This window comes from Alteromonas sp. ABH4_452 (assembly GCF_056311825.1).
Genome location: NZ_CM149973.1, coordinates 4458387 through 4481473, shown reverse-complemented (window position 1 = coordinate 4481473; position 23087 = coordinate 4458387). Strand labels below are relative to the sequence as shown.

The following is a 23087-nucleotide window of genomic DNA, read 5'->3' as shown; positions in this document are numbered from 1 at the left end:
CGCTGAGGTTTGAAGTTTAGACCAATAGACCATTTTTAGCCCGCTAAATACATATTCGATGTTTAAAAGCTTTGGTACTATTACAAGAGATTACTGGTCTTTTAGGAGCGACTTTTTGAACTCTTTTTCTAAACTTGCACTTTCAATGTCAGCGCTTTTACTAGCGTCTGCATGCGCGAATCAATACCCTGCGTCAGTTGCTTCGTTTAACGTAGAGAGTGTTGTGGAATTGCCTGAAGAGCTTTCGGAAACGTCGGGTTTGTTTTGTGAAATTGATAGTATGTATTCGCTTAATGACTCAGGCAACGCACCGGTAATTTACCGTATCAATTACCAAGGTGAGATAACCGAGCGGACGCGTTTACCATTGACCAATAGAGACTGGGAAGCAATAACCGCTGATGACGCATCGTTTTATATTGCAGATGTTGGAAACAATAAAGGAAAAAGAGAGAAGGTTGAAGTTCACAAAGTAAATCGACGTAATACAAACGATATAACTACCTTCACGCTAAAATATGCAGGTAATAATGCTTCGAGCAATATTCCTTACGCACACGATTTCGATTCAGAAGCGATGGTCAAGTACGGTAATGAATTGCTTCTGTTCTCAAAAAGCTGGAGAACGGGCATTACTCACGTTTACAAGGTCAACGAAGGGGAAACAGAACAAACCATCAGCCCCTTTGCATCAATTGAAGGCCTACCAGGTGTAGTAACTGGCGTTGATTTCGACCGTCATCAAGGCAAGTTCGTTATCACAGGGTATAAATCAGATCCCTTTGGCAATTTCGCAACCTTTATCGCACAGGTTTCACAAGACTATAAGCTTCTTGATATATGGCCATTAGAGCGATACAAGCAAGTTGAAGGTGTATGCGTAGATAACAAAGGCACCTATTGGTTTAGTGAGGAAGCAACGGAAGGGCGCAAGGCGTCATTATCTAGCGCTCAAGTAACACAAAAATGAGCAAAATTCGGTCGTTATTGCTTGTTTAAGACCGTGAACAAGTCTACTGCCATTAACAGTATTCATTCTTTTTAAGTTATCTTTTAGCTGTTGTTAGTAAAATGGCTAATACCCAACTGGCCGTACTAGCGTCTATACTGAAATTGTTATCGAACAAGTTGTAGCCAACCACAATTTCAGAGGCAACCAAAATGAGACGTTTTCACCAGTCCTTTTTAGCAATGTGTGTTTGCCCATGTTTATTAATGGCAGGAGCAGCTAATGCCTCCGTGGTTGAAAAGGCGCAGCAATGGCTCAACAAATATTCAGATAGCGATGATACCTTTTCTCTAACCCTCACAAAAAATAAGATTAAATTCAAAGGCTGCAAGCAGAAACAATATCAATTAGCGTTCAGCCAAAAACTAGCGCCTACGTTTAATATTGAAGCTATTGTGCACTACAATAAAGGGCTTCTTGACTATGGTGTTTTATCTCAGCGCGTGAAAAGCCACGAATTTGAAGTAGTCAGCTGGTGGGATAGAGGAGGCTACCGCCTAGGATTGAGCCACAAAGTTCGTCCTCGCCATGAAATGCGTATTCCTGTCGCCGATACGATCAGACTACCAACTAGCACAACGGCTGGGCTGTACGTTGAAGTTCCGTTTAACGAAGATAAACACTTACTTACTGTAGGCGCCATGAGAGAATCGTGGGAAAGTGGTGGTGCGTCACTTCAACTACCATGGCGTTCAAGCCGTGATAATCAAGTAAAAGTGCAATACGCCATCACCTTCTAAATGATGGCGTATAAGGTTTTGTTACTAACCGTTTAGCGCGTAAAGTAATAGAGGCTATTTATAATTTAAACCTGCTTACTTCTACCGAAAGTTCCTGCGCCAGCTCGTCAAGTTTGTCACTTACATTTACCAATATTTGCGTTGCATTTAAAGTTTCTTCACTAGATGCACTAATATCGTTAATGTTTCGGTTTATATCTTCAACCACAGTTGCTTGCTCTTCGGTAGCAGTCGCTACTTGCGTATTCACATCATTGATATGAGCAATCTCTTCGGCGATATCTTGAAGCAATTTGTCAATCTCAGTGGTTGCGGTTACAACATCAGTGGTGCGCGTACGACTTGACTCCATTTGCGAAACCGCAGATTTGGAGTCCTGCTGGAACTTGTCAATTTTAACCTGTATTTCATCAGTCGCCTGGGCGGCACGTTGCGCCAAAGTTCGAACCTCATCGGCAACAACCGAGAAACCTCGACCGTGATCGCCAGCCCGCGCGGCTTCAATTGCAGCATTAAGCGCAAGTAGGTTAGTTTGCTCCGAAATACCTCTTATCGTATCAAGGATACCGCCAATGGCTGCGGTGTGTTCATCTAGCGACTGAATCACGCGTGATACATCTTGAATTTGCTCTGACAGGCCGTTTATCGCATGCACCGCACGCTGAGTAATTTCGCGGCCGTGAGCCGAGTTGGTGGTTGCCAAGTTAGCATTTTGGGCTGCATGAGTAGCAGACTGAGCCACCTCATTTACCGTGCTGCCCATCTCTGTTAATGCCGCAGCTGCCTGCAACGTCTGATCCCGCTGGCTTTTAGTAGAGCTCTCAGTTTGATGAGACTGCTTTGCTACATCCTGAGCCGATGCTTTTAATGCATGGCTTGTTTTAGCTACTTGAGAGATAGTGCCGTGAAGGTGGTCGATAAAGTTATTAAACCCTTCTACTAAGCGTGCAATTTCTTTTTGTTCAGGCATAGGAATTCGCGAGCGCAGATCGCCTTGACCTCTGCCAAGCTGTTGGAAGACATCCGCGAGTGATTCAAGTGGTTTAGTAAGCGTTCCAGCTAGCCATATTCCGATAAATGCAAAAGCACCGGCTATTATCAACGCCCATATAATGATTTGGCGGCTACCAGCATCTAAGGATGCATAAAGTTCGTGCTCGGGTACTTGAGCTACTACGTACCAACCCGCCTTTTCCACATAGGTACTGGCAAATAACTGAGTATCGCCTGCTGAGTCGCTGGTGGCCATAGCGAAACCCTGACGATTAAGCAGTTGCCCCGCTGTGTTCGAATCACTTATTGACGCTAATTTGGCTTTGCCCAGTAAATCGGTATTGGGGTGCGCGATAATAGTGCCGCTACCGTCTACAAGAAAGACAAATCCGGTTTGTGCAATTTTAACGGCATTGATAATACCCAATAACTCATCTACCGATCTAGCGACACCCGACATACCTCTGCCGTTTACTTGCTGATAATTCGCAAACAGGCGGTAACCCTGCCCGGGTTCGTTGTACAAACTCAGCGAGATGGGTTCGCCACTATTTTTGTACGCAAAAAACCACCCATCAAATTCGTCGTTTTTTAACACCCGTAAGAAACCGTCTTGGTTCCAATACTTGTGAGTGGTTCTGTCAACAAACGAGGCTACCGTTAAATCGTTAAATTCAACAATATTATTCAGATAGCCTAGTAAACGCCGTTCGCCAGCGCTATCGGCGCCGGCTGATGACCAAGCGAGAATATCCGGGTTAGAGGCAATGCTGTGTGCTACAGTAAGCATCACGCTAGCCTCTCTGTCTACGCGGTTGCCAACCTGTTTCAGTAAAGAAGGGAGCTGTAGTTCTTCCATGTTCTCTTTAACGAGATCACGGGCAATCCATTGGCTAATTGAACCTACAAGAATAGCTGCGGCAAGTACGGCCACAATAAGAGAAATAATGAGTTTTTGTTTAATACTGAAAGTCATGACTTTCGACCACGTAAGTTAATGCTGAAAATTTATAGATTAAAAGGTGACGTGGCATTGCAGGCACAGCAACGTCTGATACTGAATCCTAGGCGGGTCAGTACTACTTTATGATTCTTACGCTAATGCTTTTATTATTTTTAAAGCGCAGAGAAGTTATCGACCTATTCTTTGCAAAGTTTATACTTTTTGCCAATAAATAAGTCAAAACGATTGTGAAGCATAATTGACCAACAGGTCAACAAAAAATATTAGCCTTTACATATGTAGGGGATAAATAAAAAGGCTCTCGTATTTGTTATAACAAATACGAGAGCCTAAGCGTTTCAGAAACGGATTTGGTTAGTCGCAGGCGTTAACTTAGCCTGCTGCTGCCGTTTCGCTTATTCTTTATTTTCCTGAGGAATAGGGAAACCACGGTCACGCATCAATGCGTCTACCTTGGCGTCACGACCGCGGAACTTGCGATATGCTTCAGCTGGATCCATTGCGTTACGTACGGCGAATAGATATTTTACTAAGCGATCGCCTACTTCTTTATCGTAGAAACCACCCGGTGCTTCCATAAAGGCTTCTGCTGCGTCAGCGGTTAATACCTCTGCCCACATGTAGCCATAATAGGCCGCTGCATAACCTTCGCCTGAGAATACGTGGCCGAAATGAGGTGAGCGGTGACGCATAACAATTTCTTCCGGCATGTCTAGCTTCTTAAGCTCTTCACGCTCAAAAGTGTCAGGGTCAATCTTGCTAGGATCGGTAGTGTGGTACTTCAGATCCATGATGGCTGAAGCCATGTACTCGGTCGTTTTAAAGCCTTCGTTGAAGGTTGAAGCCTTTTTAATTTTTTCTACCAGCTCAGCAGGAATAGGCTCACCTGTTTCGTGGTGAACCAAGTAGTTGTTGATAACCTCATCGGTAGTTAACCAACGCTCTAGCAACTGAGACTGGAACTCAGTGTAATCGCGTACGCCAGAATGCGAAGACGGGTATTCTACGTCAGACGCTAAGAAGTGAAGAGCATGACCAAATTCATGGAAGTAGGTTTCAGCATCGTCCCACGAAATAAGCGTGGCTTCGCCATCAGCACCTTTTACGAAGTTCGAGTTGTTTGAAGACAATACGGTCTTCTTACCATCGAACGTGGTGTAAGAGCGGTATGTAGTTGCCCAAGCGCCAGAGCGCTTACCCTGACGTGAGAACGGGTCAAGATACCAAAGACCAATGTGTTCACCGCTGTCTTTGTCCGTTACTTCCCATACTTTCACGTCTTCATGGAAAACGGGTACTTTGCCTTCTTCAACAGGCGTGAAGTTGAAGTTGAACAAGCGACCGGCAACGTAGAACATCGCTTCGCGAAGCTTATCAAGCTGTAAGTACTGCTTTACTTCGTTTGAATCTAGGTCGTACTTCGCCTGGCGCACTTTTTCTGCATAGAAGCGGTAGTCCCAAGGTGCAATCGTAATGTCTGCACCTTCTTCATCGGCAATGGCTTGCATGTCGGCCACTTCTTCTTCAACGCGAGCAATAGCGGCAGGCCATACTTTCATCATCAGATCCATGGCGTTTTCTGGGTTCTTCGCCATACGATCTTCTAAACGCCACTGTGCGTAGTTTTCGTAACCTAATAGCTCAACGCGCTCGTCACGAAGAGTTAAGATGCGTTTAATAATGTCGTTGTTATCAAACTCGTCAGCATTGTCACCGCGGTTGTAGTAAGTACGCCATACTTTCTCGCGAAGCTCGCGATTGGTGGAGTATGTTAAGAACGGGTCCATAGACGAACGCGTATTGGTGATCGCGTATTTACCTTCTTCGCCGCGAGATTCGGCTGCCGCTTTTGCTGCTTTAACAAATGAGGCAGGCAAACCGTCAAGCTGGTCTTCAGTAATATAGGTAACGTAGTTTTCTTCGTCTGCTAGTACATTGTTAGAAAACTTAGTGTGTAGCGTAGCAAGCTCTTGGTTAATTTCAGCGTAGCGCTTCTTCGCTTCGCCATCTAGGGTCGCGCCATTGCGTGCGAAGCTATTGTAAGTCATCCATGTAATACGCTGTTCTTCTGGCGTAAGTGAATCTAACTCGTCAGATTCGTATACCGTTTTAACTCTTTCAAAAAGTTTTTCGTTTTGCGTAATTTGCGTGAAGAAAGCCGATAACTTAGGCGACATTTCTGCCTGAATTTCGCGGAATTCAGGGCTAGACTTGTTTGAGCTCCAAATGCCGTAATAGGTGAATACGCGACCAAGCTCAGCACCTGCACGCTCCATTTCTACAATAACGTTTTCAAACGTTGGTGGCGCTTCATTATTCGCGATAGCTTCAATTTCTTTAAGATTCAATTCCATGGCTTTTTCTAGCGCTGGCTTTAAATCTTCCAAATTCATCTTATCAAAAGCAGGTACACCGCCATAGGGGCCTTTAAACTCTTGAAGCAGAACGTTATCAAACTGTGCTTGTTGAGATGCCGTTGTATTTTGCACTTCTGTGCTAGACGTTTCTGGTGCCTTTTGTTCTGAACATGCACCAAGTGCAACCACAACCGCTATCGCGGTAAGTGATGTTTTAAATTTACCCATGAGTTTTCCTGTCTGTTTTTATCTATAGGTTTTTTGACAAAAACCATCTTAAGATAATGTAAAAATAAGTTAAATGCTCTTTAACGTAATTCCTTGCAGTACAGCGGTTTGGAGGGGAAATCGTACTGGTATGCAATTCGTCGAAATTGCACAAATTTTGATTGGCTTTGCGCTGGTTGGAAATTACACTGCGCGTGTTCTGAATTAGCTGTATTCCACAGCGCGTAAACCACTGACTTATTTACTGTGATCACCATGTTTGAATTACTTCTTCACGGGTTTCCCGTAGCATTCGCCTTGGCCTCCTTTTGGTCCAATACTGAACGCAAATTACTGCTGCTGAATTTAGGGTTATGTATTGCGATTGGCTCTCTTTTGGCTTTTGAGCAAGCATGGGGAGGCGTCGTAGTTATTACGGTAGCAGGAATGAGTACCAGCTATCGCATAATAAAAAATAAGCTCCTGTCGCCTATTGCAACTTACATTACTTTAATCACTATGATGGTGATTGTACTGACAGTAAATAATTTAACCGGTAAAACCTCGCTGATTGAGGCTATGCCTGTGTTAACTTTTATGGCTTATCGCTTTGGTGAGCTGCATTGTAAAGAAGCAGGCCTTCGCGTGTGTATGATTATAGGTTCAATCAACTTCACGGCATACGGTGTGATTACCCAAACCTGGGGATTAGCTATTACTGAAGCACTATTTGCAGCATCAAACCTGTGGTACTACATGAAGCTTAGACGTGCCATGCGCACTAGCCCTGTTTAGTTTTGTGTTTAAACCAATTTAAATGTGAAAAGAGTTTAGCCGTTGAATATATAGCCACTTTGTGATTTATTTATCGTCAAAATGGAATCAAACTTACAGGGAAGATTATGCAACGCAAACCCATCGATAAAGTACTACTATTCGGTGTTCCGGCTTTTCTACTCGCACTTTTCATTCTAAACATATTTGCAGACGGTGAAGTGAAACTAGCGGCTGCCATTGGTAGTATAGGGTTATGTGTTAGTTATTATTCTTTTTTAAGAAGCGGCTGTGTCAGCAGAAGGTACCCCATCGAGGATTTGATAGAGAAAGATGGCGAGTCCTTGGTCTTTTGTTATTTTCACCGTCATGAGCGCCAGCCACTAAAAGTGAATGTTAGTACTATCTATGCACTAAATTTTTCTCACCATTATCTCGGGGTAATTTTAGACAGAAACGGCAGAGGATTTGATTTTCACTATCCACACAAGGAAGCCGTAATAAAAGCGAGGCTTCAAGAAGTACTTGGTGAAGATGGGTTCAATAACGTGAAAAAGAATGTCTAGATAGAGCGAGACTCGACTAAATCAAAGCCCGAGAGTAATTTTACTGTCGGGCTTTTTTATTGGGCAATCGTAAAAACTTACGCAAACACCACGGTTTTGTTTCTGTGAATAATTACGCGGTCTTCTAAATGGTAGCGCACACCGTGAGCCAGTGCGGTTACTTCACAGTCTTTACCTTTGCGCACCATATCAGCTGCGCTGTCGCTATGGCTGATACGTTTAACGCTTTGCTCAATGATCGGACCTTCATCTAAGTCTTTGGTGACATAATGACAGGTTGCGCCAATTAATTTTACGCCGCGATCATAGGCTTGCTGGTAAGGCTTAGCACCGGCAAAGCTAGGTAGGAAGCTGTGGTGAATGTTAATGGCTTTGCCTTCTAATTCTTGGCAAAGGGTATCAGGTAAAATCTGCATAAAGCGAGCAAGCACGGTCAAATCAATCTTGTACTCTTGAAGTAAGGTCGTGATTTGCGCAAATGCTGCTTCTTTTCCTAATGCTTTAAAGTCTACCCAATGGAAAGGGACTTTGTACCAGTCGGCAAATTGTTTCATTTGTGGGTGGTTACCAATAATCACTGGAATATCACAGTGTAGTTCGCCAGTGTGCCAGCGGTGAAGCAGGTCAACTAAACAGTGAGACTCTAGGCTAGCTAACAGCGCTACGCGCTGCTTTTTGTCTGAGTCACTGAGCTTCCAGTTCATCTGATACTCGTTAGCAAGTGGGGTGAACTCTTTAACAAAGCTTTGGTGATCTAACTTAAGCGAATCGGTACTAATTTCATGGCGCATGAAAAAGCGGCCGGTTTGTAAATCGGTATGATGGCTGGCTTCAACGATGGTTGCGTTGTGGTCGGCTAAAAATTGCGACACGCTGGCAACTAGCCCTATTTGGTCAGGGCAGTCTATAACTAATCTAAATGTTTGTTGCATGTGGGCAGTTTGAATAAAAAAACAGGCTATCTTTTTACCCGTGACGCTAGGCGTTGTAAAGGCTATAGGCGATTTAATGCCAGCTTAAATTGCTATAACTCATAATCACTCTCAGTCTTTACTTTCAGTTATCAGGGCTGCTTAGCTATAAAAAGGCATTTTTAATAGCGGTACAGATGCATATAACCCAGCTAGGCAGTACATTTTCCGTTTTTCGCCGCTCTTTACTTGCCTCTTTTTACTCATCTGTAATACCGCGGCGAAGTTTCTCTCTTACCGACATATTGTGTTTCAACGGCCAAGATTGACGAATAGGGTAGGTCACCCCCTGCGGCGTAGTGACAGATTCAAATAGGTGAAATGCTGAAATGTGAACGTCTACGCTCGGGCTGTAAAGCGGTAGCGGCAATGTCGACGTAGCCTTTCTTACAAGAGTGACGTGAGGCTTATACTCTCTGCTTTCTACTTCGATTGCTGCTTTACGGGCCGCTTTTCTCGACAATTTAGCGAGTTCATTAAGTGCCTTTGTTGTTTCAGTGGGTGCAGCAAAGAGTATTTTAGGTCCATTCCATAACCCGGTAGCATTAAGAGTTAGAGAAAATGGTTCACTGACGAGCTGGTCGAGTTCATACACAAGCGCTTCGTGCTGACGGTGATTTATTTCGCCTAAAAAGCAAAGCGTGATATGAAAGTTTGCTGCTGGCACTGCATAAGGTATTGCAGGCCCCTGGCCGTTGATGTGCTCGTTACGCTTGTTGCCAGACTTACGAGTACGAGTCACCTCGCTTTTCACCCATTGACGAGGCATTACTTCAGGCAACGCCTGTTGACGCCAGCTATCTAGAGCAAGTTTTTCTGTGGCGCTAAGATCTAAACCAATAAAGCTTCGCATAGCTTTCCTCCTTTAAATTTGCCCTATCTATGTACATTAAACAGTAGTGCAGCCCATAAGTTTAAGAAGGCAGCGAACGTCCGTACGACAATAAGTTTATCATGGCGCTGCGGACGAGTTCCAAAACAAGTCGCGCGTATTGAATATTTACCAAATTTAAAAAAATAGCTGTGATGTTCGAGTGCATTGTTTACATCAGGTACACTATACCCACCAACTTATAACACCTTTATGCCCTTTATGTTACAGCCGTTTTCTCACCTACCCGCTTATGAACTTGTTACGCCGCTACAAGAAGCCGTAGCGATTAACAACATCATTATAGGGGCGCCTCCGGGGGCAGGGAAATCTACTGTACTGCCTCTGTCACTGCTGCAATCTTCGCTAAAGGGAAAAATACTGCTTATGCAGCCACGCCGGGTCGTGGTAAGAAATCTTGCTGACCACTTAGCAAAACAGTTAAACGAAAATGTGGGTGAAACAGTTGGCTATCGTATAAAGGGCGAGTCGAAAACGTCGTCAGCTACTCGGCTTGAGATAATAACCGAGGGCGTGTTAACGCGCATGATTCAGCAAGACCCAGAGCTTACCGGCGTAGATGCTATTGTCTTCGATGAATTTCATGAACGCAGTATTCATAGTGACTTTGGTTTGGCGCTGGCACTTGAAGTCCAGTCTGGGCTTCGCGATGACTTACGCCTAGTGGTGATGTCGGCTACTTTGGATATTGCGCCACTTCAAACATTGCTCAATGGGTTTAGCGTACTGCCAGTAGCGAACTTAGAAACTCAAGGTCGTATGTTTCCTGTTGATGTTCGCTACACCCAAGATGTGCAGGCTTATGAGTTGATACCGAAGACCAGTAATCTCATAAAACTGGCAGTAAGCGAGCACGATGGTGATATTTTGGTGTTTCTTCCCGGCCGAGGAAGCATAAATGCTGTTGCCAGAGAAATAAAAGGGGTAGCTGAAAGTGCGGGCATAGCCGTTCACATGCTTTATGGCGCTTTAGGAAAATCAGCGCAACAAGCAGCCATAGCGCCAGACCCGCAGGGCAAGCGAAAAATCATATTATCTACCAATATTGCAGAGACAAGTTTAACCATTGAAGGCGTGACAGTGGTTATTGATTCTCTGTGGGAGAACAGTGCTCAGTATCACCCTTCAAGCGATATTACCGCCCTCACCCAGCAACGTATTTCGCAAGCATCTGCCACTCAAAGAGCGGGGCGAGCAGGACGGGTAATGGCCGGTACCTGCTATAGGCTATGCAGTAAAAGCAGCTTCGAGCGTTTAGCTAAACATAATGCAGCGCAAATTGAAAAAGAGGACTTAAGCAGCTTCTTGCTAGATACTCTAGCGTGGGGTAGCAGCCCAGATACCTTGGCACTGTTGACTCAACCTACACAAGCACAACTGCAGGTTGCACAGCAAAAGCTTTGCCGAGTTAATGCTGTTTCAAAGGCAAACATTACCCCTTATGGAAGAGCGTTGGCCCAGTTGCCTTGTCAGCCCCACTTAGCCCATTTATTGCTAACGGCAAAAGCAGGCATAGACGGGCTAAGTTCTGATGAAAATAGCGCGCTTCGCTTTGCTGCACCGTTTGTTGTGGCAATAAGCGAAAGTAATATTAATGTGAGTGGTGTCACAAACGTAATGGATGCGCTGCTTCATGCTAATAGCAGCACTCGCAATCAGCTTATACAACAAGCTTCCCGTTATGCGCGCCATGTGCAAAGCGAGAAGGGAAAAGCGCAGACTTTCACGCCCGACATCAATGCATTAGACGAGCGCGCCCTTGGCCTTTGTATCGCCATCGCATTTCCTTTGCAGGTGGGCTACAGGCGCAATGCGCCGAGCGGTAATAGCGGTAATTCTGGTAATTCGAAAGCCGTAATAAAAGGGGCTACACGAAGCAGTGCTTCTCAGTATCATATTATTGAGTACAAGTTGGCGAGTGGGAAGGGGGCTGAGCTAACCGCTACAGCCGGTAATACATTTTCCAATGAAAGCGAGAAAGACAATGAACCCTGGATAGCGGTGCTTGAGGGGCAGCTAATCAAAAGCACAGTGGCAATACGCCTAGCTGAGCGTGTCCCCGAGCGCTGGTTGCGTTTAGCTTTCCCTGACGCATTTAGCGAAAAGCGTAGTGTTATTCTTAACAGCGACACTGGCGTGATGGAAGCTAGAGTAAGTACGGGGTTTTATGACATAACGCTAAATAGTGCGCCAGTATCCGGTCAAGAAAAAAGCCGCGAAAAAGCGTTTTGGGATAGCGCAATGTGCGATGCCTGGTTTGCCTATCTCGATACCTTGCCGTTATCCCATTGGCCACTGTCGGATGCCGATTGGCAATGGTGGCGAAGAGTTCTGATGGCCGCAAAGCTCAATCTACCGCAAGATAAAGCTTTTGACGAACCAGATCCCTGGCCATTGTCATTAAGCGAACTGGTGCATAAGGCAAAAGACAGCCTAGTGCCTGTTTTAAAAAGCTGTAAAAGTATTAAAAACCTTAAGCAGTTACCCTGGAAGACAGCCTTAAATAATGGGTTATCTTGGCCTCAGCAAGACGCATTGGCTACGCTTTTGCCCACTCACGTGACTATTCCTACGGGCAGAGAGGCTAGCTTAGATTATCGCGACAATGGGGATGTGGTGCTGTCGGTCAAAATGCCAGAACTGTATTCGCAAAGCACTCCATTAACCTTAGCGGGTGAGCGAGTGACTGTTGTTTGCGAACTGTTGTCGCCAGCTGGTAGGCCACTGCAAACCACCAGTGATTTAGGTGCGTTTTGGCACGGCAGCTATAAGGAAATACAAAAAGAGATGAAGGGGCGTTACCCCAAGCACTTTTGGCCGGATGATCCTGCCAATGCATTGCCGACCAGTAAGACAAAAAAACATATGTAGCCGCTACTGCGGCCATACCTCTTACTGTTTTTAGTTGATTGTTGTGTATTACAAACACCAGCCATTGCTCATACACCAGTTTCTTACACAGTCTGTTTTTAACGACAGTGGTTACACAATAAAAACTAAGCTAAGTTGATGGTAGCATTTACAAACTTTTATTTAGGTAACCTTACGCTATGAAATTATCAAGTTTAGCTACCGTGGGCTTTCTGTTAGCTACATCTTTAAGCGCTCAGGCTCACGATTTTTGGTTAGAGCCAACAAACTACCGTTCACAAGAGCCAAGTGCTGTTGCCTTGCAGTTTAAAGTGGGCCATAAAGAAGATACCTCTCATTGGAACCTTGCGTGGGATAGAATAGTCGCGTTGCGTACCTACTCTTCTGACGGCGTGAGTGATATGGCCGCCAGCGTAGTACCTAAAACGTCAATGCTGCCCGGCATGGCTAAAACGGTCGAGCTTTCACCTGGCACCCACGTTATAGGGTTTGAGAGCTATCATGCTACTAGTGTACTAAAAGCGAAGAAATTTAATCAGTATGCAAAAGATGAAGGCTTAACTGAGATATTGAGCTATCGCGAGGCGAGAGGGCAGAATGATATTGCCGGAAAAGAGCTTTATTCAAGGAAAGCAAAAACCATTGTGCAAGTGGGTGAGTCAACAACGGATAATGCGCTAAAACCCATAGGCCATACGCTAGAAATAGTGCCCCTTGAACACCCTTATAAACTCTCAGATAACACCCTATCTGTTCAGGTGTTATTTAAAGGAAAGCCCTTAAGCGATGCACTTATCGATGCAGTATCTTTGGTTGATCACAGTGCTGAAGTGCAAGCGGTGCAAACTGACAGTGAAGGAAAGGCGATGTTTAAACTTAATGTCGAAGGGCCTGTTATGCTAAATACGGTTTGGGGCGTACCCCTCACAAATAGTTCTGCAGCAGATTTTGAGACTTACTTTTCAAGCCTTACGTTTGAATACGTTCAGTAACCAATAAGATGAACGGTGTTTACCTCACCGGTCACTAAAAATACCGAATGATTAATGCGCCCCTGAAAGGGCGCTGTTTTAATCAAGATTAAGAAGTAGCCTTGCTTGCAAGGTCAATGTTAAGGGCTGCCATTACTTCTAGACCTGGAAACCCATCTGCGATCATATTATTGCTAATTTGGTAGTTGCGGATACCCTCGCGAGTGGCAGGGCCAATGATGCCGTCGGGTTTGCCCACATCGAAGCCTAAATTATTCAGCTTACTTTGAAGCGCAATAATGTCTTTGCGGCTGTAGGCAGGGAGATCGGGTAAGGTTGCTTTAATACCAGACGCCCCAGCGATGCGGTCGGCCAATACGCCTACGGCGATGGCATAAAACTCAGAGTTGTTCCAACGCATAATAACGCGGAAGTTCTTGTAAGCGATAAAGGCAGGGCCGTTATGCCCAGCAGGCACGATAACATAAGCTGAGGTATCGTCTTCGCCAAGCGCAGAACCATCGGCTTTCTTCACGCCTTGAGCATTCCATTCGCTAAGAGGTTTTCTATTTTTATAGCCAGACTCTTGATAGTCAAAATTCTCAGGCAACTGCACTTCACGACCCCAGCGGAAGCTGCGCTCCCAACCTAGGCTTGCAAGGAAGTTTGCGGCAGAAGATAACGCATCTTCTTCACTTGCCCACAAATTGATTTGCCCATCGCCATCGCCGTCAATGGCATAGTGCGTATAGGCCGAAGGCATAAACTGAGTGTGGCCCATCGCGCCAGCCCACGAACCAATCATGTCTTCTTTTTGTAGCTTTTCCCGTTCCATTAGCTTCACGGCCACAAGAAACTCTTGTGTAAAGTACTTACTTCTTCGTTTATCACAAGCCAGAGTGGCAAGAGAATCAAGTACCGGCATTTTGCCTTTGTAAGAGCCAAAGTTTGTTTCTAAGCCCCAGAAAGCGAGCAGGTAGTGAGGAGGCACGCCGTACTTATCACTTAGTTTGTGCAAAAGCTCCTCGTGCTTAGCGTACATCTCTTTACCTTTCTGAGTACGCCAATCGGTAACGCGCTTACTAAAGTATCCTGGAAAAGTTTGTACAAATTCGGGTTGGCTTCGGTCTAGCTCAATCACACGGTCCTGGTGAACAAGGTGAGGAAATACATCATCAATGGTTTGCTGGCTAACCCCTTCTTGCTTTGCTTTATCTGCAAGCACGGCGGTGCAGCTAGCAAATTGTTCATTGGCATACGCGAAGTTAATCGACGCACTAGCAATAAGCAGAGCCAAAGATGTACGAATGAATGAGGGGTAAGACTTGGTCTTCTTAGGTGAACGGTCAGAAAGAAAAGAAGACTTAAATGAAGCTAAGCGCATAGTACGATTCCTGTGTTACTTGCCAGCATGCTATCGCATTGTGACCGTGAAACGCGAGTAAAATTCACTTTTGGTAGTACGTATAGAAGTACTTTATCCCGCTTCAATAGTAAATGGGCTTTAAGTGTGCATATTTGGAAACAGTTGTTGAGCGGCGGCCCGAATGGTAATGTTGATACTATTAAAACTAACGTTTTAAGCAACGTTCGTTAAATCTATATCGCAAAGAATGCGATGTCATCTTCAATGATCTTCATGGCGTTTTCACGTGGCAAAAAGACAGACAAAAAACAAATCATCTTCAAAAAGTAAAGCAAGCAACAAGGATAAGAGCTCAGCCAAGCGCTCGTGGTTTTTCAAGCTGTTCTGGCGAGTCACTTTAATTGGCTTAGTGGTGCTCGGGGCTTATGCGTTTTATCTCGACGCACAAATTAAACATGCGTTCTCGGGTAACAAGTGGGAAGTACCTGCGCAAATCTTTGCTCGTCCTTTAGAAGTGAGTAAAGGCGAGGAGATCACGCCACAAGAAGTCATTGATGAGCTTAATTTGCTGGGCTATCGCAAGGTGACTTTTGCTGACAGTAGCGGTGAGTACAGCTATCAAAACAAGGTGTTAACCGTGCAGCGCCGAGCGTTTCAGTTCCCTGAAGGCGCTGAGCCTCTTCGACACTTGGTAATAACGTGGGAAGGTGCACGCATTGGGGAAATCTATGACAAATCGCAAGGGCGCCCTTATGGTTCTGTAAAACTTGAACCTTGGTTAGTAACGCGTATGACAAGCGGTTCGCAAGAAGACCGTATGTTGGTGACTTTAGACACCATTCCTGAAATGTTACCTAAAGCGCTAACGCTGGTGGAAGACCGTAATTTTTATAATCACCATGGCGTTGCGCCACTTTCAATATTGCGCGCCCTAATGGCGAATATTGCTGCAGGTCGTACGGTTCAAGGTGGCAGCACGCTGACGCAGCAGCTGGTTAAAAACATGTTTTTAACCCGAGAGCGCTCAATTGTGCGTAAGGCAAAAGAAGCGATCATGGCGGTGATCATTGACGCACGCTACAGCAAATCAGAAATAATTGAAGCTTATTTGAACGAAGTGTTTTTAGGTCAAAACGGCGACATGGCCGTACATGGTTTTGGACTTGCCAGCTATTTCTACTTTGACCGACCAGCCAACGAGTTAAGCACGCCTGAAATAGCCACGCTTGTTGCCATTATTAAAGGCCCATCTTATTACAACCCCCGCAAATATGCCGAGCGCACAAAAGAGCGTCGTGATTTAGTGCTGCGCATGCTGTTTGATGAAAATGAAATAAGCCGTCAAGACTACGAACGCTTCGTGAATATGCCGTTAGGGCTTGCCAGTGGTGCGAGTTTAGCAAGCGGCAAACATCCTGCTTTCATGGAGCAGGTACGTCGAGAGCTTAATGAAATTTTAGCAGAGCCAAGTTTAAGAGACTCGGGCGTAAAAGTGTTCACAACATTGGATATCGTAGCTCAGCGCCGTGCAGAAAGTGCATTGTCAGGCACATTAGACGGTCTGCAAAAAGACAGACAAGTGCCCTTACAGGGGGCGATGGTTGTGACTGACAGCGCAAGTGGCGAAGTACGCGCTATTGTTGGCGGAAAAGACTTTGCGTTCAAAGGCTTTAATCGGGCGCTTGACGCGAAACGCCCAATAGGCTCGTTGATTAAACCTGCGGTTTACTTAACCGCATTAGAAGACCCAACACAGTTTAACTTGGCAACACCGCTTAAAGACGAACCCATTACCCTTGAAAGTCGAAATGGAAACACGTGGTCGCCGCAAAACTACGATAAAGAGTTCAGAGGTCAAGTGCCTTTACTTCAAGGGCTAGTTGAATCTTTGAACGTGCCAACAGTCAATTTAGGCATGCAGATAGGCCTAGATGCGTTAGCTGATACTATTGAGCGCTTAGGGGTTACCACTCCGGTAGATAAAGTACCGTCGTTAACCCTAGGCGCCTTCGAACTGACGCCGTTTAGCACTAATCAGATGTATCAAACCCTATCTAACGACGGGCGCTATATACCCCTTCATACAGTGACCTCGGTAGTGACAGCGGATAATGCGTTGCTTTGGAAAAAAGCGGAGTTCTTTAGCCAGCGAACTGATGAGGCTGCCACCTACTTGCTCAACTACGCGTTGTACAAGGTAACCACAGAAGGCACAGCGAAACGCATAGGCTGGAACTTTGGTAATGTGAACATGGCAGGCAAAACGGGAACCACAGATGATTACCGCGATAGCTGGTTTAGCGGCTTCGATAGAAACAATGTGGTCACGGTTTGGGTAGGTAACGACGACAATAAACCCGTTAACTTAACCGGTGCCGGTGGTGCGCTTCCCGTGTTCATTAATTACATGAAGTCTCAATCACCTAAATCATTATCAAGACGTTTCCCGAAAGGTCTGGGCATTGCGCATTTTGATGCAAAAACCGGGGCGGTAGTGGTTGCAGGTTGTGCGGGCAGTTTGAGCGTACCGGCTATTTTGGATGTGCTTCCTCCACCGCAGCAAGACTGCTCAGGCCGTCCTGTAGATGAAAATAGTGATAAAGATGAAAAAAGCTGGTGGGAACGGATATTCGGATAAAAAAACTCCAGTAAGAAGATAGAAAACACAATCACTTGGCTGGGATACTGTCAGTGCTTTCTATCTCCCTCTGGAGTAAAAGGCCCAGGGAAGGCAAATCTTTTAGCGGTAGTCGGTTAGGTTCCTATTTGTTTTTATTGCGTTTTCAATGCCCTTTCTGAAGGAATAGGCGCGCTGTAGAAAACACCAGCGCACTTACAGCAAACGCAATAACCGGCCCGAGTACTATCATAAATAGGGTTGCGGCGGTTAACATGTGCACTCTCCTTATGCGTCGTTATCGTCCGAGCTGACTGACTCAATTGGTGTAATCGTTATCTCTGCAACCAATGAGCGCGCCTCTTCTACTTCTGGTTCAAATGTGTGACTTGTAGTTAACACGTCATAGGTCACATCCAGCGCTAAGTTCTGCTTTACGTCATTCATGGCGCTTTCAACGATAAAATCTGTATGTGAAACAATGTTGTTCTGAGATTCGTCAGCGAATGCTGCTGCGCTCAATACGCTAGTTGCTAAAGTTAGTGCAGTGAAAGTTTTGCGACCGATAAACATAGTAATCTCCTAAAAAAGTAAGTTAGACACTGCACTTGAACATACTGCGTGGCAGCTATCATGTTGCTAAAGGTTTCGATAATAAGTCGTTATCAATTAACAATTAGTTTATAGCGAGGGATGTGCCAACTCGTTAAAATTGTTTATCTCATTGAAATAATTGGGTTTTAATTTTCTTGGAGAAATGAGTGAAAAGTTTATCTATTACAAAAGTACTAAAATTTAGTGTTTTTCATATGGGGGTGGTCAAAATGACTAACGCAACGTTTTTGCGAGCGTATGCTAAGGCATCTTTTGTCAGATATAGAGTTAAACAGAGGGGTAGCAGTACAGAAAGCCGCGACACCCTCGCTTAAAAGAGAAAGTGAAAAAGCAAAGTAAAAAGAGTAAACAAAAAGATAAAGCATAGAGCACGGCCCTAGGACTTTTTGCCTTTAAACTTCGTAACCATTGCCACAACTAACGCAATGATAACACCAGCAGCAATACCTACTACGCCATCTGCCAGTATCGACATGATCAGTGACGCGCTTGGGATCAGCGTGGTAAACCAGTCGCTAAAAATATGTAAAAAGCCTATGCTGTGAGTAAGAATTCCGCCGCCCACTAAGAACATGGCAACAGTACCCACTACCGCGAGGGTTTTCATTAGTGCGGGCGCGGCAACCAGTAATGCTCTGCCGACAAATCGTTGAAGGGTGTTCATTGAACCTGTTAACGACTTGCGAAGCATGTAAAGCCCAACATCGTCCATTTTAACTAAGCCCGCTACCAACCCATATACGCCAAGGGTAATCGCTAAGCTTAGTGCCACTAACACGCCAATTTGCGTTGTAAGCGTGGCATCTGTCACGGTACCTAACGCGATAACAATGATTTCAGCGGAGAGTATGAAGTCCGTGCGTATAGCGCCTTTGATTTTATCTTTCTCAAAAGCTACCATGTCAACATCTTCGTGGGTGAGCGCTTCTATTCTGGCTTCTCGTGTTTTTTCTTCATCTTCGTGGGGAAGATATTTGTGCAGGAGTTTTTCTGCACCTTCAAAACATAAATATAATCCGCCCAGTACCAAAAGGACGGTTATAAGTGAGGGCACAAAAGCACTGATGGCTAATGCCGCAGGAACCAATATCGCTTTATTGATAAGAGAGCCTTTTGCTACTGCCCATACAACAGGTAGCTCTCGGTCTGCTTTAACCCCTTGGACTTGGTCGGCATTTACCGCTAAATCATCTCCTAAAACCCCCGCTGTTTTTTGCGCAGCTACTTTTGACATGGTAGCGATGTCATCCATTAGCGTTGCAATATCATCAAGTAGGGCAAGTAAGTTAGCTGCGGCCACAGTGATTTTCCTTGTATTCGTTGTTATTAAGTGTGCTGTTTTTGTGTTTCACTAACATAGCAAATCGGCAATCGATAAGTAGTTGCGGCATACAAAGAATACGCGCAGGGTTTTACCTTTGGCAACTTATGAATAGTACGACTTCAGATAAAAGGTTGAAATCAGTGTGAGTAACGATAGCGAAATAAATCAAGAGACAGCACTTCCCTCACTTTCAATTCGTTCTTATACCAGAAAAGCACGCAGTCACGCTCACCCATTTTATCAGTTAGTATTGCCTGTAAATGGGCATATAGAAATAGCACAAGACGATTTTACAGGCAGCGTCGGTGTAGGGGAGGGAGTGTGTATAGCGCCATTCGAGGTACATAGTTTTAGTGCAAACGAAAATGCAAAGTTTATGGTCGCCGACTTACTTTCAGTACCGGTACAGTTGCAAGACAAACACAATCCTATTTTTCAGGTTAATACCGCCCTTCAAGCTTTCTTAAGCTTTGTCGAAGTGCAATTAACGAATTACGCGTTTTACGGACAGGATGAAATGACCGCGTTATTTCAGGTGTTACTGGCGAAAAGCGAGGTGGGCGGGGGAACAGACAAGCGGATCACCCAAGTAATAAGCCATATACATAGTGACTTAGGGGCATCGCATTCGTTGCAGTTGCTTTCAGAGATGGCCTGTATGGGAACCACACAGTTCAAAACTCGGTTTAAACAAACCACTGGTCTTAGCTTACGTGATTACCTAGTGAAGATAAGGATGGAGAAAGCCAAAGCACTGCTTAGAAACACCGATACGCCTATGTCGAGCATAGCTCAATCAACGGGGTACGAAGATGTTGCTGCATTCAGCCGCCGATTCAAAGCCTATTTCGGGCAACCACCAAAGTCTTTTAAAAGAAAGTAATCACGCTTTGCTAAAGGGGGACACTAGTCGGCTACGGACTATCGCAAAAAAGAGCATGGCAAAAATCAATACGCGCTAGTTTCGCTCTTCATCTTTGGGCAGTTTATTCACTCTCGCATCTATAAAACGTTTGTGATCGTCCATTTTGGTGCATTTTAAAGTGCCTCCGGCAAAACCGCTTAATATCGCCAAGGTTTTATTGGTCGTACTGCTACAGTTTACTTGTTTTGACGGGCGTCTATTTTCACTAGCTTGCATTTCTTGTGTACTTGGCCCGCTTAATATAGGGCTATCTTTTCGTTCTTGGAAATTCCTTGCTGCTTGCTCTGCGTCTTCAGCTACTTTTTCACTGTTGTATTTTTCAAAATAAAGCGCAGCGCCATCTTTGACCGATAAATTTAACGAACCCGCGCGACGATTTGCATCTTTTGAAAGAGTCGGCGTTGGTGGCGTAGTAATTGGCTTATTTTCTACCTGGGCTTGCTGTATTTCGGGCTCAGCAACTTTCTGCTGCTTTGCTTCAGGAATTTCAGAAATTTTAGTTTTACTATCAGGTGCTTCGGTGGATTGAGTGACATCAGACTTCAGTTCAATTTCTTGCCTTTTAGCGGAAGCATCGACTGCTTTAGTGTCTTCTAATTCGGCTTGGATTGAGGGGCGCGGAGTTGGAGGGTAGTATAGTCTGGCACTAATCTCAGGTGTTCGCTCTGAAACATTTACACGAGCTTTTTGATTATCAATACTCAATTGAGAAAGTAAGACAACCAAAATCACCCCAAATACGTGAACACCACATGAAACTAATAGCGGTCGCCACGCCGCTTTTTTGGCAACGGAGTGGTGCTCTGTACTGCGTTCTGGCGCAAAGAAAGAAGGCGTGATAGTTGTCATAGTAAACAACAGACCATTCACGCTATCGAATAGTTCCATCCTAATTTCATCGCACTTATTAGTCACCTTACCTCAGCAATTTTCTCGACCGCTTCATAATTGGGCATTTTTTAACGGGTGCACCATAAATGTGCATTATTTTTGTGCATGATCATCTTCCTTGTAAGTATATGTCTGATTTATATGAAGAAACATTTGTGGCATGGCTCTTGGTTTATCTTCCCATAGTTGGAAACACGACCATAAATCACAGAATAACCAAAACAAACTGGGAGCAACTCATGAAACTAGTCACAGCGATCATCAAGCCGTTCAAGCTAGATGATGTTCGTGAAGCCATTTCAGAAATCGGTATCGACGGCTTGACCGTGACCGAAGTGAAGGGCTTTGGACGTCAAAAAGGACACACTGAACTTTACCGTGGAGCGGAATATCAGGTGGATTTTCTACCTAAAGTCAAACTGGAAATTGCTGTTCAGGATGATCAAGTAGAGCGCCTGGTAGAAGCCATCGTTGGCGCTGCCAAAACAGGCAAAATTGGAGACGGCAAGGTGTTTGTTTACGACCTTGAGCACGCCGTTCGTATTCGAACTGGTGAGTCGGATAGCGACGCGCTGTAAGCCACAACGATATATTTGCGGAGAAAACCATAATGGAAATCACTTTTGAACTTGGGTATGCGCTAGATACCTTTTATTTTCTAATCTGCGGTGCACTGGTTATGTGGATGGCTGCAGGTTTTGCGATGCTTGAAGCTGGTCTTGTTCGAGCGAAAAACACCACAGAAATTCTAACTAAAAACGTGGCACTATTTGCAATTGCTTGCACCATGTACATGATTTGCGGCTACGGCATTATGTATGGCGGCGGCGACTGGGGTCCTTTCTTAAGCGGTATCATGGCTGATGGCGCAACAGGTGTCGCTGAAGAGCCAGCAACATATGCACCTTCTGCTGACTTCTTCTTCCAAGTAGTATTTGTTGCAACAGCAATGTCTATCGTATCTGGTGCGGTTGCTGAGCGTATGAAGCTTTGGGCATTCCTAGCATTCGCAGTTGTTATGACAGGTTTTATCTACCCAATGGAAGGTGCTTGGACGTGGGGCGGCGAAGCGGTATTCGGTATGTATACGCTTGGTGACCTAGGTTTCTCTGACTTTGCTGGCTCTGGTATTGTTCACATGGCCGGCGCGGCTGCGGCGCTTGCTGGTGTGCTTGTACTTGGTGCGCGTAAAGGTAAATACACTGCAGACGGCAAAGTAAATGCTATCCCTGGTGCTAACCTGCCGCTGGCAACATTAGGTACATTCATCCTTTGGATGGGTTGGTTTGGTTTTAACGGTGGTTCAGTACTGGCTACTGCAACTGTTGAAAGTGCAAACTCAGTAGCAATCGTATTTATGAACACGAATGCTGCAGCTGCGGGTGGTGCAATTGCTGCACTTATCGTTGCACGTATTCTATTCGGTAAAGCTGACCTAACTATGGTACTTAACGGTGCGCTTGCGGGTCTTGTTGCTATCACTGCAGAGCCATCTACACCAACGCCTCTTCAAGCGACTCTATTTGGTGGCCTAGGCGGTATACTGGTAGTGCTTAGCATTGTTGCACTAGATAAACTTAAGATTGACGATCCAGTGGGCGCAATTTCAGTTCACGGTGTGGTTGGTCTACTAGGTCTAATCCTTGTACCTTTCACAAATGACGGTTCAAGCATCTCTGGTCAGCTAATTGGCGCCGCGACTATCTTTGTATGGGTATTTGTCGTGAGCCTAGTGGTATGGCTAGTGATTAAAGCGGTAATGGGTGTACGTGTGAGCGAAGAAGAAGAGTTCGACGGCGTAGACATGAGCGAGTGCGGTCTGGAAGCATACCCAGACTTCACAAGCGGCCGCTCGTAAGAGAGTCTTGATTAGGCAAATGAAATAACAATAATAATGCCTTGTTACTTCGTTTAAGCCCCGCAGTTGCGGGGCTTTTTTCGTTTAAAGTAATGTGCTTTTTAGTTGCTATAAGACTAAGGAAAAGGCCCTAGGCGTAATGTGACAATAACGCTACACTATGTTTTCCGGGGCTT

18 protein-coding genes are annotated in these 23087 nt (G+C 45.0%); 10 read left to right on the top strand and 8 right to left on the bottom strand.

Going from position 1 to position 23087, the window contains the following annotated elements; translation table 11 throughout:
* The first annotated feature begins 115 nt into the window (after positions 1-115).
* Positions 116-970 carry a hypothetical protein gene (locus ACYX4N_RS19235; RefSeq protein WP_476055180.1) on the top strand — a complete coding sequence of 285 codons (855 nt, stop codon included), beginning with the start codon at positions 116-118 and terminating at the stop codon, positions 968-970.
* Between the two features lie 191 nt (positions 971-1161).
* Positions 1162-1749 (top strand): hypothetical protein, encoded by a 588-nt coding sequence (locus ACYX4N_RS19230; RefSeq protein ID WP_476055179.1) that lies wholly within the window; start codon positions 1162-1164, stop codon positions 1747-1749.
* A 58-nt stretch (positions 1750-1807) separates the two neighbouring features.
* On the opposite strand, the gene ACYX4N_RS19225 is transcribed toward ACYX4N_RS19230, so the two are convergent.
* Complete coding sequence (locus ACYX4N_RS19225) at positions 1808-3718, bottom strand: methyl-accepting chemotaxis protein (protein WP_476055178.1); 1911 nt, start codon at positions 3716-3718, stop codon at positions 1808-1810.
* Positions 3719-4101: 383 nt separating this feature from the next.
* Entirely contained in the window at positions 4102-6291 is a 2190-nt protein-coding gene (locus ACYX4N_RS19220; RefSeq protein ID WP_476055177.1) for a M3 family metallopeptidase, read from the bottom strand.
* A 255-nt stretch (positions 6292-6546) separates the two neighbouring features.
* On the opposite strand from ACYX4N_RS19220, the gene ACYX4N_RS19215 reads away from it, so the two are divergent.
* Together ACYX4N_RS19215 and ACYX4N_RS19210 are read left to right on the top strand one after the other, a co-directional pair.
* On the top strand, positions 6547-7065 hold the full coding sequence (locus ACYX4N_RS19215; protein ID WP_476055176.1) for a YgjV family protein: 519 nt from the start codon (positions 6547-6549) through the stop codon (positions 7063-7065).
* Between the two features lie 107 nt (positions 7066-7172).
* Positions 7173-7610 (top strand): hypothetical protein, encoded by a 438-nt coding sequence (locus ACYX4N_RS19210; protein ID WP_476055175.1) that lies wholly within the window; start codon positions 7173-7175, stop codon positions 7608-7610.
* Positions 7611-7687: 77 nt separating this feature from the next.
* On the opposite strand, the gene purU is transcribed toward ACYX4N_RS19210, so the two are convergent.
* A complete protein-coding gene (purU, locus tag ACYX4N_RS19205; protein ID WP_179982126.1) occupies positions 7688-8542 on the bottom strand; it encodes a formyltetrahydrofolate deformylase in 855 nt (284 codons plus the stop codon).
* A 238-nt stretch (positions 8543-8780) separates the two neighbouring features.
* Positions 8781-9434: an RNA 2',3'-cyclic phosphodiesterase gene (thpR, locus tag ACYX4N_RS19200; protein WP_476055174.1), complete on the bottom strand. Its 654-nt coding sequence runs from the start codon at positions 9432-9434 to the stop codon at positions 8781-8783.
* A gap of 186 nt (positions 9435-9620) precedes the next feature.
* Here thpR and hrpB point away from each other — a divergent pair, with 186 nt between their 5' ends.
* Together hrpB and ACYX4N_RS19190 are read left to right on the top strand one after the other, a co-directional pair.
* Positions 9621-12344, top strand: coding sequence for an ATP-dependent helicase HrpB (gene hrpB / locus ACYX4N_RS19195; RefSeq protein WP_476055173.1), 2724 nt, complete (start codon positions 9621-9623; stop codon positions 12342-12344).
* A 179-nt stretch (positions 12345-12523) separates the two neighbouring features.
* Positions 12524-13336 (top strand): DUF4198 domain-containing protein, encoded by an 813-nt coding sequence (locus ACYX4N_RS19190; RefSeq protein WP_476055172.1) that lies wholly within the window; start codon positions 12524-12526, stop codon positions 13334-13336.
* A gap of 88 nt (positions 13337-13424) precedes the next feature.
* Here the strand turns inward: ACYX4N_RS19190 and ACYX4N_RS19185 are convergent, their stop codons facing one another.
* Positions 13425-14699, bottom strand: coding sequence for a lytic murein transglycosylase (locus tag ACYX4N_RS19185; protein ID WP_476055171.1), 1275 nt, complete (start codon positions 14697-14699; stop codon positions 13425-13427).
* 268 nt (positions 14700-14967) lie between these two features.
* Here ACYX4N_RS19185 and mrcB point away from each other — a divergent pair, with 268 nt between their 5' ends.
* Positions 14968-17319 (top strand): penicillin-binding protein 1B, encoded by a 2352-nt coding sequence (gene mrcB, locus ACYX4N_RS19180; protein ID WP_476055170.1) that lies wholly within the window; start codon positions 14968-14970, stop codon positions 17317-17319.
* A 267-nt stretch (positions 17320-17586) separates the two neighbouring features.
* Here mrcB and ACYX4N_RS19175 read toward each other — a convergent pair whose 3' ends face one another.
* Both ACYX4N_RS19175 and ACYX4N_RS19170 read right to left on the bottom strand, forming a co-directional pair.
* The gene (locus ACYX4N_RS19175) at positions 17587-17871 is read right to left on the bottom strand and encodes a hypothetical protein (protein WP_269918149.1); all 285 of its coding nucleotides are present in this window, start codon (positions 17869-17871) and stop codon (positions 17587-17589) included.
* A gap of 418 nt (positions 17872-18289) precedes the next feature.
* Positions 18290-19213, bottom strand: a complete 924-nt coding sequence (locus tag ACYX4N_RS19170; RefSeq protein WP_476055169.1) for a DUF808 domain-containing protein — start codon at positions 19211-19213, stop codon at positions 18290-18292.
* Between the two features lie 166 nt (positions 19214-19379).
* On the opposite strand from ACYX4N_RS19170, the gene ACYX4N_RS19165 reads away from it, so the two are divergent.
* The gene (locus ACYX4N_RS19165) at positions 19380-20120 is read left to right on the top strand and encodes a helix-turn-helix domain-containing protein (RefSeq protein WP_474853284.1); all 741 of its coding nucleotides are present in this window, start codon (positions 19380-19382) and stop codon (positions 20118-20120) included.
* A 75-nt stretch (positions 20121-20195) separates the two neighbouring features.
* Here ACYX4N_RS19165 and ACYX4N_RS19160 read toward each other — a convergent pair whose 3' ends face one another.
* The gene (locus tag ACYX4N_RS19160; RefSeq protein WP_474853286.1) at positions 20196-21050 is read right to left on the bottom strand and encodes a hypothetical protein; all 855 of its coding nucleotides are present in this window, start codon (positions 21048-21050) and stop codon (positions 20196-20198) included.
* Positions 21051-21292: 242 nt separating this feature from the next.
* On the opposite strand from ACYX4N_RS19160, the gene glnK reads away from it, so the two are divergent.
* Together glnK and ACYX4N_RS19150 are read left to right on the top strand one after the other, a co-directional pair.
* On the top strand, positions 21293-21631 hold the full coding sequence (gene glnK, locus ACYX4N_RS19155) for a P-II family nitrogen regulator (protein ID WP_012516988.1): 339 nt from the start codon (positions 21293-21295) through the stop codon (positions 21629-21631).
* A 32-nt stretch (positions 21632-21663) separates the two neighbouring features.
* Complete coding sequence (locus ACYX4N_RS19150; RefSeq protein ID WP_476055168.1) at positions 21664-22911, top strand: ammonium transporter family protein; 1248 nt, start codon at positions 21664-21666, stop codon at positions 22909-22911.
* Positions 22912-23087 lie beyond the last annotated feature (176 nt).

What these genes read in the sequence shown, in the direction of transcription:
- ACYX4N_RS19230 (WP_476055179.1), top strand. Translation starts at nt 1,162, where the DNA reads ATGAGACGTTTTCACCAGTCCTTTTTAGCAATGTGTGTTTGCCCATGT.
- ACYX4N_RS19225 (WP_476055178.1), bottom strand. Translation starts at nt 3,718, where the DNA reads ATGACTTTCAGTATTAAACAAAAACTCATTATTTCTCTTATTGTGGCC.
- ACYX4N_RS19220 (WP_476055177.1), bottom strand. Translation starts at nt 6,291, where the DNA reads ATGGGTAAATTTAAAACATCACTTACCGCGATAGCGGTTGTGGTTGCA.
- ACYX4N_RS19215 (WP_476055176.1), top strand. Translation starts at nt 6,547, where the DNA reads ATGTTTGAATTACTTCTTCACGGGTTTCCCGTAGCATTCGCCTTGGCC.
- ACYX4N_RS19210 (WP_476055175.1), top strand. Translation starts at nt 7,173, where the DNA reads ATGCAACGCAAACCCATCGATAAAGTACTACTATTCGGTGTTCCGGCT.
- purU (WP_179982126.1), bottom strand. Translation starts at nt 8,542, where the DNA reads ATGCAACAAACATTTAGATTAGTTATAGACTGCCCTGACCAAATAGGG.
- thpR (WP_476055174.1), bottom strand. Translation starts at nt 9,434, where the DNA reads ATGCGAAGCTTTATTGGTTTAGATCTTAGCGCCACAGAAAAACTTGCT.
- ACYX4N_RS19190 (WP_476055172.1), top strand. Translation starts at nt 12,524, where the DNA reads ATGAAATTATCAAGTTTAGCTACCGTGGGCTTTCTGTTAGCTACATCT.
- ACYX4N_RS19185 (WP_476055171.1), bottom strand. Translation starts at nt 14,699, where the DNA reads ATGCGCTTAGCTTCATTTAAGTCTTCTTTTCTTTCTGACCGTTCACCT.
- ACYX4N_RS19175 (WP_269918149.1), bottom strand. Translation starts at nt 17,871, where the DNA reads ATGTTTATCGGTCGCAAAACTTTCACTGCACTAACTTTAGCAACTAGC.
- ACYX4N_RS19160 (WP_474853286.1), bottom strand. Translation starts at nt 21,050, where the DNA reads ATGGAACTATTCGATAGCGTGAATGGTCTGTTGTTTACTATGACAACT.
- glnK (WP_012516988.1), top strand. Translation starts at nt 21,293, where the DNA reads ATGAAACTAGTCACAGCGATCATCAAGCCGTTCAAGCTAGATGATGTT.
- ACYX4N_RS19150 (WP_476055168.1), top strand. Translation starts at nt 21,664, where the DNA reads ATGGAAATCACTTTTGAACTTGGGTATGCGCTAGATACCTTTTATTTT.